Source organism: Streptomyces sp. NPDC020490, from assembly GCF_044335305.1.
Taxonomy (GTDB): domain Bacteria; phylum Actinomycetota; class Actinomycetes; order Streptomycetales; family Streptomycetaceae; genus Streptomyces.
This window is the reverse complement of the sequence record NZ_JBIRUY010000015.1, coordinates 172,099-180,694: the sequence shown is the minus strand read 5'-3', so window position 1 is coordinate 180,694 and position 8,596 is coordinate 172,099. Positions and strand designations below refer to the sequence as shown.

The 8,596-nt window shown below is 71.4% G+C and carries 7 protein-coding genes and 1 pseudogene; 1 reads left to right on the top strand and 7 read right to left on the bottom strand.

Annotation, left to right across the window (positions count from 1 at the left end; translation table 11 throughout):
- The 5 genes and pseudogenes from ACH4ZX_RS18195 to tkt form a co-directional block, all read right to left on the bottom strand.
- A pseudogene (locus ACH4ZX_RS18195) lies at positions 1–296 on the bottom strand (glucose-6-phosphate isomerase); the annotation flags it as partial.
- Complete coding sequence (opcA, locus tag ACH4ZX_RS18190) at positions 289–1,224, bottom strand: glucose-6-phosphate dehydrogenase assembly protein OpcA (protein ID WP_398273231.1); 936 nt, start codon at positions 1,222–1,224, stop codon at positions 289–291. The gene opcA and the pseudogene ACH4ZX_RS18195, both read right to left, overlap by 8 nt.
- Entirely contained in the window at positions 1,221–2,783 is a 1,563-nt protein-coding gene (gene zwf / locus ACH4ZX_RS18185; protein WP_398273229.1) for a glucose-6-phosphate dehydrogenase, read from the bottom strand. Before zwf ends, opcA begins: the two co-directional genes overlap by 4 nt.
- On the bottom strand, positions 2,780–2,914 hold the full coding sequence (locus ACH4ZX_RS18180) for a hypothetical protein (protein WP_398273227.1): 135 nt from the start codon (positions 2,912–2,914) through the stop codon (positions 2,780–2,782). Before ACH4ZX_RS18180 ends, zwf begins: the two co-directional genes overlap by 4 nt.
- A 19-nt stretch (positions 2,915–2,933) precedes the next feature.
- On the bottom strand, positions 2,934–5,009 hold the full coding sequence (tkt, locus tag ACH4ZX_RS18175; RefSeq protein ID WP_398273225.1) for a transketolase: 2,076 nt from the start codon (positions 5,007–5,009) through the stop codon (positions 2,934–2,936).
- A 221-nt stretch (positions 5,010–5,230) separates the two neighbouring features.
- Here tkt and ACH4ZX_RS18170 point away from each other — a divergent pair, with 221 nt between their 5' ends.
- Positions 5,231–6,148: an AraC family transcriptional regulator gene (locus ACH4ZX_RS18170; RefSeq protein ID WP_398273223.1), complete on the top strand. Its 918-nt coding sequence runs from the start codon at positions 5,231–5,233 to the stop codon at positions 6,146–6,148.
- A 161-nt stretch (positions 6,149–6,309) separates the two neighbouring features.
- Here the strand turns inward: ACH4ZX_RS18170 and ACH4ZX_RS18165 are convergent, their stop codons facing one another.
- Positions 6,310–7,710, bottom strand: a complete 1,401-nt coding sequence (locus tag ACH4ZX_RS18165) for a glycoside hydrolase family 16 protein (protein WP_398273222.1) — start codon at positions 7,708–7,710, stop codon at positions 6,310–6,312.
- 353 nt (positions 7,711–8,063) lie between these two features.
- Positions 8,064–8,351 carry a hypothetical protein gene (locus ACH4ZX_RS18160; protein WP_398273220.1) on the bottom strand — a complete coding sequence of 96 codons (288 nt, stop codon included), beginning with the start codon at positions 8,349–8,351 and terminating at the stop codon, positions 8,064–8,066.
- Positions 8,352–8,596 lie beyond the last annotated feature (245 nt).

The window sequence follows — 8,596 nt, the reverse complement described above, 5'->3', positions numbered from 1 at the left end:
GCGGTGTGCAGCACCGCCCGGTCCTCCGTCGTGTTGATCTTCTCGCCGCGGAACATGGCGTCGCGCAGGCCGAACACGTCGGTGGCGGCGGCCAGTTCCTGCAGCAGGGCCAGGGTCTCGTCGGTGATCAGGTGCTTGGAGTAGTCGATGCGCAGGTCGCCCACGCGGACGACGTACCGCTGCGCACGCCCCGGGTCCGAGGCGAACAGCTCGCGCAGGTGCGGCTGTCGCTGGGCGCGGTGGTCCTGCAGGGCGGTCCACTCGGGCCGCCGGGTGAGCTGGGGGGCGTCAGACATGAGAGGCGTTCTCCTTGGGGGACTCGCCGCGCAGGGCGACGGCGTACATCTCGTCCGCGTCGAGGCGGCGCAGTTCCTCGGCGATGAGCTCGGAGGTGGTGCGGACCTTCAGCGCGAGGGTGCGGGAGGGCTGGTGCGGCAGGGTCAGCGTGGCCAGCGGGCCCTCGGGGCGGTCGATGACGATCTCGCCCTGCTGGGTGCCCAGGCGCACCGCGGTGACCACCGGGCCGGCGGTGACGATCCGGTCGATCTTCACATGCAGCCGCGCCTCCAGCCAGCGCGCCAGCAGCTCGGCGGCCGGGTTGTCGGCCTCGGCCTCCACCGCGCCCGACACGATTTTCGTCCGGGCCTGGTCCAGGGCCGCGGCCAGCATGGAACGCCACGGGGTCAGCCGGGTCCAGGCCAGGTCGGTGTCGCCGGGGGCGTAGGAGCGGGCGTGGGCCCGGAGGGCCTCCAGCGGGTTCTCGGCGGCGTACAGGTCGGTGATCCTGCGCTGCGCGAGGGCGCCCAGCGGGTCCTTGGCGGGTTCCTCCGGCGCCTCCGCCGGCCACCACACGACGACCGGCGCGTCGGGCAGCAGCAGCGGCAGGACGACGGAGTCGGCGTGCTCGGACACCTCGCCGTACGTGCGCAGGACGACGGTCTCGCCGGTGCCCGCGTCGGCGCCCACCCGCACCTCGGCGTCGAGGTGGGAGTTGTGGCGGTCGCGCGGGGTGCGGGCGTGCCGCTTGATGACGACCAGGGTGCGCGAGGGATGCTCGTGCGAGGCCTCCTCGGCCGCCTTGATCGAGTCGTAGGCGTTCTCCTCGTCCGTGACGATGACCATCGTCAGCACCATGCCCACGGCGGGTGTGCCTAGGGCGCGGCGACCCTGCACCAACGCCTTGTTGATCTTGCTTGCCGTGGTGTCCGTCAGGTCGATCTTCATGGCCTGCGCCAGCTCCGTCCGTCTCGTGCGAGCATCTCGTCGGCTTCCCCGGGTCCCCAGCTGCCCGCGGCGTACCGCGCGGGCCTGCCGTTGGTCGCCCAGTGTTCCTCGATCGGGTCGAGGATCCGCCACGACTCTTCCACCTCCTGGTGACGGGGGAAGAGGTTGGCGTCGCCGAGCAGCACGTCCAGGATGAGGCGCTCGTACGCCTCCGGGCTGGACTCGGTGAACGACTCGCCGTAGGCGAAGTCCATGGTCACGTCGCGGATCTCCATCGAGGTGCCCGGCACCTTCGAGCCGAAGCGGACGGTGACGCCCTCGTCCGGCTGGACCCGGATGACGATCGCGTTCTGGCCCAGCTCCTCCGTCGCCGTGGAGTCGAAGGGGGAGTGCGGCGCCCGCTGGAACACCACCGCGATCTCGGTGACCCGGCGGCCCAGCCGCTTGCCGGTGCGCAGGTAGAAGGGGACGCCCGCCCAGCGGCGGTTGTCGACGTTCAGCCGGACCGCCGCGTAGGTGTCGGTGGCGGAGGCCGGGTCGATACCGTCCTCCTCCAGGTAGCCGCGCACCTTCTCGCCGCCCTGCCAGGCGCCCGTGTACTGCGCCCGCACCGTGTGCCGGTCCAGGTCCTCCGGCAGCTTCACGGCCCGGAGGACCTTCAGCTTCTCCGTGAGCAGCGACGGCGCGTCGAAGGAGGCGGGCTCCTCCATGGCGGTCAGCGCCATCAGCTGCAGCAGGTGGTTCTGGATGACGTCACGGGCCGAGCCGATGCCGTCGTAGTAGCCGGCCCGGCCGCCGATGCCGATGTCCTCGGCCATCGTGATCTGCACGTGGTCCACGTACGACCGGTTCCACACCGGCTCGAAGAGCTGGTTGGCGAAGCGCAGCGCCAGGATGTTCTGGACGGTCTCCTTGCCCAGGTAGTGGTCGATGCGGAAGACCTGGTCCGGCTCGAACACGTCGTGCACGATCGCGTTCAGCTCACGCGCGCTCGCCAGGTCGTGGCCGAACGGCTTCTCGATGACCGCGCGCCGCCAGGACCCCTCCGGGGCGTCGGCCAGCCCGTGCTTCTTCAGCTGCCGCACGACCTTCGGGAAGAACTTCGGCGGCACGGACAGGTAGAAGGCGTAGTTGCCGCTCGTGCCGCGGGCCCTGTCGAGCTGGTCGACGGTCTGCCGCAGCTGCTTGAACGCCGTGTCGTCGTCGAAGTCGCCGGGGATGAACCGCATGCCCTCGGCGAGCTGCTGCCAGACCTCCTCACGGAACGGCGTACGGGCGTGGTCGCGCACGGCGTCGTGGACGACCTGCGCGAAGTCCTGGTCCTCCCAGTCGCGGCGGGCGAAGCCGACGAGCGAGAAGCCCGGCGGCAGCAGGCCCCGGTTGGCGAGGTCGTACACGGCCGGCATCAGCTTCTTGCGGGACAGGTCGCCGGTGACGCCGAAGATGACCAGGCCGGACGGGCCCGCGACGCGGGGCAGCCGGCGGTCACGGGCGTCCCGCAGCGGGTTGTCCCATCCGGTGGCCGGAGCCGTCACCTCTGCCAGCGGAGTGGCGCTCATGCGGCATCAACTCCCTTGTGCTTCATGGATTTCGTCACCGCGTCCGGCAGGTTCTGCCGCGGCGCCCCGGACTCGAGCGCTCCCGCGGCCGCGGTCGCATCGCTCACAGTGATCATCTTCTTCTTGATCATCTTCTTCCTCGCGCTCGCGTCAACCGCGGGCGGCGGCCAGCGATTCCCGGGCGGCGGCGACCACGTTCTCCGGGGTGAAGCCGAACTCGGCGAACAGGGTCCCGGCGGCCGCGGAGGCGCCGAAGTGCTCCAGGGAGACGATGCGGCCGGCGTCGCCCACGAAGCGGTGCCAGGTCAGCCCGATCCCCGCCTCGACGGCGACCCGCGCCCGCACCCGCGGCGGCAGCACCCGCTCGCGGTACTCGCGCGGCTGCTCCTCGAACCACTCCACGGACGGCATCGACACCACCCGGGTGCCGACGCCGTCGGCCTCCAGCAGTTCGCACGCCGCCACCGCGAGCTGCACCTCGGAACCGGTGGCGATCAGGATCACCTCGGGGGCCGTCGTGGACGACTCGCGCAGCACGTAGCCGCCCTTGGCCGCGTCCGGGTTCGGCGCGTACGCCGGCACGCCCTGGCGGGTCAGCGCGAGCCCGTGCGGGGCGGGGCGGGTGGCGTGCCGCTCGAGGATCTCGGCCCAGGCGACGGCGGTCTCGTTGGCGTCCGCCGGGCGGACCACGTTCAGGCCGGGGATCGCGCGCAGCGACGCCAGGTGCTCGACGGGCTGGTGGGTGGGGCCGTCCTCGCCGAGGCCGATGGAGTCGTGCGTCCACACGTACGTCACCGGCAGCTGCATCAGCGCCGACATGCGTACGGCGTTGCGCATGTAGTCGGAGAAGACGAGGAAGGTGCCGCCGTAGATCCGGGTGTTGCCGTGCAGCGCGATGCCGTTCATCTCCGCGGCCATCGAGAACTCGCGGATGCCGAAGTGGATCGTGCGGCCGTACGGGTCGGCCTCCGGCAGCGGGTTGCCCGCCGGCAGGAACGACGACGTCTTGTCGATGGTGGTGTTGTTGGAGCCGGCCAGGTCGGCGGAGCCGCCCCACAGCTCGGGGATCACCGCGCCGAGCGCCTGCAGCACCTTGCCGGACGCGGCACGGGTGGCGACCGCCTTGCCCTCCTCGAACACCGGCAGGACGTCCTTCCAGCCGTCGGGCAGCCGTCCGGCGACGATCCGGTCGAACAGCTCCGCCCGCTCGGCATTCGCGCCGCGCCACTCGTCCAGCCGCTTGTCCCAGGCGGCGTGCGCCTCCGCGCCGCGGTCGAGGGCGCCCCGGGTGTGGGCGAGGACCTCGTCGTCCACCTGGAAGGCGCGCTCGGGGTCGAAGCCGAGGACGCGCTTGGTGGCGGCGACCTCGTCCGCGCCGAGCGCCGAGCCGTGCGCGGCCTCGGTGTTCTGGGCGTGCGGCGCGGGCCAGGCGATGATCGTCCGCATCGCGATGATGGACGGGCGCCCGGTCTCGGCCCGCGCCGCCCGCAGCGCCGCGTACAGGGCGTGCACGTCGACGTCGCCGTTCCCGGCCGGCTCGATGCGCTGGGTGTGCCAGCCGTAGGCCGCGTACCGCCCCAGCACGTCCTCGGAGAACGCGGTCGCGGTGTCGCCCTCGATGGAGATGTGGTTGTCGTCGTACAGCAGGACGAGGTTGCCGAGCTTCTGGTGCCCGGCCAGCGAGGACGCCTCCGCGGAGACGCCCTCCTCCAGGTCGCCGTCGGAGACGATCGCCCAGACGGTGTGGTCGAAGGGGGAGGCGCCGTCGGGGGCCCCGGGGTCGAACAGACCGCGCTCGTAGCGGGCCGCCATCGCCATGCCGACGGCGTTGGCGACGCCCTGGCCCAGCGGGCCGGTGGTGGTCTCGACGCCGGCCGTGTGCCCGTACTCCGGGTGGCCGGGGGTCTTCGAGCCGTGGGTGCGGAAGGCCTTCAGGTCGTCCAGGCCGAGTTCGTACCCGGCGAGGTAGAGCTGGGTGTAGAGGGTCAGCGAGGTGTGCCCGGGGGACAGCACGAAACGGTCGCGGCCGGTCCACTCCGGGTCGGCCGGATCGTGACGCATCACCTTCTGAAAGATCGTGTACGCCGCCGGCGCCAGGCTCATGGCGGTGCCCGGGTGGCCGTTCCCCACCTTCTGCACGGCGTCGGCCGCCAGCAGGCGCGCGGTGTCGACGGCACGCCGGTCGAGTTCGGTCCATTCCAAGCGGTCCGCAATCTGCGTGCTCATCTTCAAGAAATCCTCGATCCGAGCGAAGGGGGCTGACGAACGCGTTCAAACTTAAAAGTCTGACTTTTACGGGGGAAGGTGCCGCTGTGCCAGCCTGTGGTGAAAGTGGGACACCGGAGAGAGCATCGGCACGAGCGGGAACGTGGGCACGAGCGGGAACGTGGGCACGAGCGGGAACGTCGGCACGAGCGGTTACGTCGGCGGGGCGGGACGGGAAGGACATGGCGGACGGCAGCATCCGAGGGAGAGCCGGCGAGGACGGCGCGGACGGCGACGACGGTGGAATCAGGACGTTCCCCTTCCCGGTCGAGCTGAGCGTCGGCGGAGTAGGCATGCGGGTGGGCCCGATGGGCGCGGACCCCACCTGGCACTCCGCCGCGTCCCCGCACCGGGTGCACCGCATCGACTTCCACGTCGTCATGCTGTTCAGCGAGGGCCCGGTCCGGCACATGGTCGACTTCGCCGAGTACCGGGCGACGGCCGGAGACCTGCTGTGGATCCGACCCGGACAGGTCCACCGCTTCTCCGAGTCGGACGAGTACCGCGGAACCGTCCTGACCATGCAACCCGGCTTCCTGCCCCGCGCCACGGTGGAGGAGACCGGCCTGTACCGCTACGACCTGCCGCCGCTGCTGCGCCCCGACGGCGCCCGGCTGACCGGTCTGCGCGACTCCCTGGACCAGTTGCGGCGCGAGTACGAGGACACGGCCACGCTGCCGCCGGGCCTGCACACGGCGGTGCTGCGCCACTCGCTCACGGCGTTCCTGCTGCGGCTCGCGCACCTGGCGGCGAACTCCGCGGAGGCGGCACGCCGGCAGGCCGACACGACGTTCACGCTCTTCCGGGACGCGGTGGAGGAGGACTTCGCCACCAACCACAGCGTCAGCGCCTACGCCGACGCCCTCGGCTACTCCCGCCGCACCCTCGTGCGCGCGGTGCGCGCCGCCACCGGCGAGACGCCCAAGGGCTTCATCGACAAACGGGTCGTCCTGGAGGCCAAGCGGCTGCTGGCCCACACCGACCTGCCCATCGGCCGCGTCGGCGCCGCGGTCGGCTTCCCGGACGCCGCGAACTTCTCCAAGTTCTTCCAGCAGCACACGGATGTGACTCCGGCGGCGTTCCGGACGGAGATGCGCTGATGCGCGGGAAGGGGGCTCCACGCACGCGTGGAGCCCCCTCACGGGCCGCGACCGGGCCGTGACCGGCCGGTCGGCGGCCGTACGGCGGCGGGCCGGTGGCCGTACGGCGGCCGGTCAGTGGCCGCCGGTCCACGGCCGGTCCACGGCCGGTCAGTGGCCGGTCAGTGGCCGAAGTCGAACCAGTTGACGTTGACGAAGTCGGACGGCTGGCCGCTGGAGAAGGTGAGGTACACGTCGTGCGTGCCGGTCACCGCACTGATGTTGGCCGGGACCGTCTTCCAGGTCTGCCAGCCGCCCGTGTTGGCCAGCGCGAAACTGCCGACCGGGGTGCTGGTGCGGCTGTCCAGCCGTACCTCGACCAGGCCGCTGACCCCGGACGCGGCGCCGCTGGCCACCCTCGCGAAGAACTGAGTGGCCGCCGTGGAGCCGAAGTTGACGCCCTTGTACAGGGCCCAGTCGCCATTGGCGAGGTAGCCGATGTCCTGGCCGCCGCCGGTGTCGGAGGTGGTCTCGGTGACTACGCCGGACTGGCTGTCGTAGGACTCGGCCTGGATGGCGCTGTAGGCGTCACGGTTGCCGGAGGGCGGCGGTGTGGTACCGCTCCCACCGCCCGCCTGGAGGACCTGGACATAGTCGACGACCATGGGATGGCCCGGCTGGGTGTCGGCGTCCAGGCCGCCGCCGAAGGCGTCCGGGAAGCCGCCGCCCATCGCCACGTTCAGGATGACGAAGAAGCCGTGGTTGGTGGCGTTGGCCCATGTCGTCGCGTCCATCTGACTGGCCGTCACCGTGTGGTAGTTGACGCCGTCGACGTAGAAGCGGATCGCCTCCGGGCTCACCGAGCGGTCCCACTCCATGGCGTAGGTGTGGAAGCCCGACTGGCAGGTGGTGTTCGGACACGCGACGGAGTTGCCGATGCCGGACGTCTCGTTGCAGGGGCCGCCCGGGTTGGTGCCGCAGTGCATCGTCGCCCAGACCTTGTTCAGGCCCTGGACGTTCTCCATGATGTCCAGCTCGCCGACGCCCGGCCAGTTCTGGTAGTTGCCGCGGAAGGGGGCGCCCAGCATCCAGAACGCCGGCCAGTAACCCTCCGCCGCGGTGCCGGTGACGTTCGGCATCTGGAGGCGCGCCTCGACGCGCAGCTTGCCGCCCGACGGCGGCTGGAAGTCGGTGCGCTGGGTCTCGATGCGGCCTGAGGTCCAGCGGCCGGAGGGGGCGCGCAGCGGGGTGATGCGCAGGTTGCCGTTGCCGTCGAGCGAGACGTTGCTCGTGCTGTTCGTCATCGTCTCGACCTCGCCGGTGCCCCAGTTGGCGGCGCCGCCCGGGTAGGAAGTCCCGGTGTCGTAGAGCCAGTTCGCGGTGTTGACGCCGGAGCCGGCGGCGCCGTTGAAGTCGTCCAGGAACACCTGCGTCCAGCCCGACGGCGGCGTGGGCGCGGAGGCGTTCGCGGACGGTACGGCGATGGTGGTGGCGGCGGCCGTCAGGCCGAGCGTGCCGAGGACGGCGACGAGCACCCGCCGCAGCGGGCGCCGTCTGCGGTACGTGCCGGAGGTGTCACTCATGTGGGGTGCCTCTCGGGTACGGGGTTCCATGCGGAGTTCCATGCGTGGGGTGCCTGGTGCCTTCGGGAGCAGTGTGAGAGCGCTCTCAAAGTGGCCCCAATGTGCTCTCCATCCCTCCGGTCGTCAAGACTTAAAACAAGGAAAGTCCTTGCGGCGCAGGTGAGTTCACCGCATGAATAGTGCGAATCGGCCGAGACTTCCACAGCGCGGTGCCCGCTTTCCACGCCCCGGCGTCCCCCACGCCCTGCTGCTTCCGCTCAGGGACTCTCCCGCCACTGCGAGCCCGTCCCGAACCGCCACATCACAGACGAGATCCGGGTCTGCCGCCGTCCGCCGTCGGCTCGAACCAGGCTTCAGGCGAGACCACGATGGGCTGCCCACAGCGCCCCGGCACGGCCGGCAGCGTCGGCGGCCAGGGCCGCCAGTTCGGGTTTGTCGGGGACCGGGAACGAGACGTACGCGCCCCGACCACCATCGACTGGTCTGCCGTAAGCCTTCACGGCGAGGCGACCGTCCGGGAGGAGCCGGACGTTGAGTGTGGTCAGCGTGAACGCTTCACCGCGTCGAGTGTCCGTCCAGCGGAGCGCCTGCGGGATCGTGACGTTGATCGCCAGAGCACTCACTTCCACATCGCCGCTCATGGACGGATGATCTCACGCGCGCCGCCGCGGGCGACCGCCACCGCGTATCGAGGGACGCGTTCCGGCGGGCGGGCGGGCGACCGGCACGGCAGTCGGCACGGCAGTCGGCACGGCGGCCGTTGCGGCGGGCCGTGGCCGCCGCCTGTGGCAAGGTCGTCCTGCCCGCCGGCTCCGCGGGTTCCCCGGGAACGGGGACGGCGGGGGCGTGCGGGCGGCGGGACCTGGACGTGGTGGTGACGAACGCG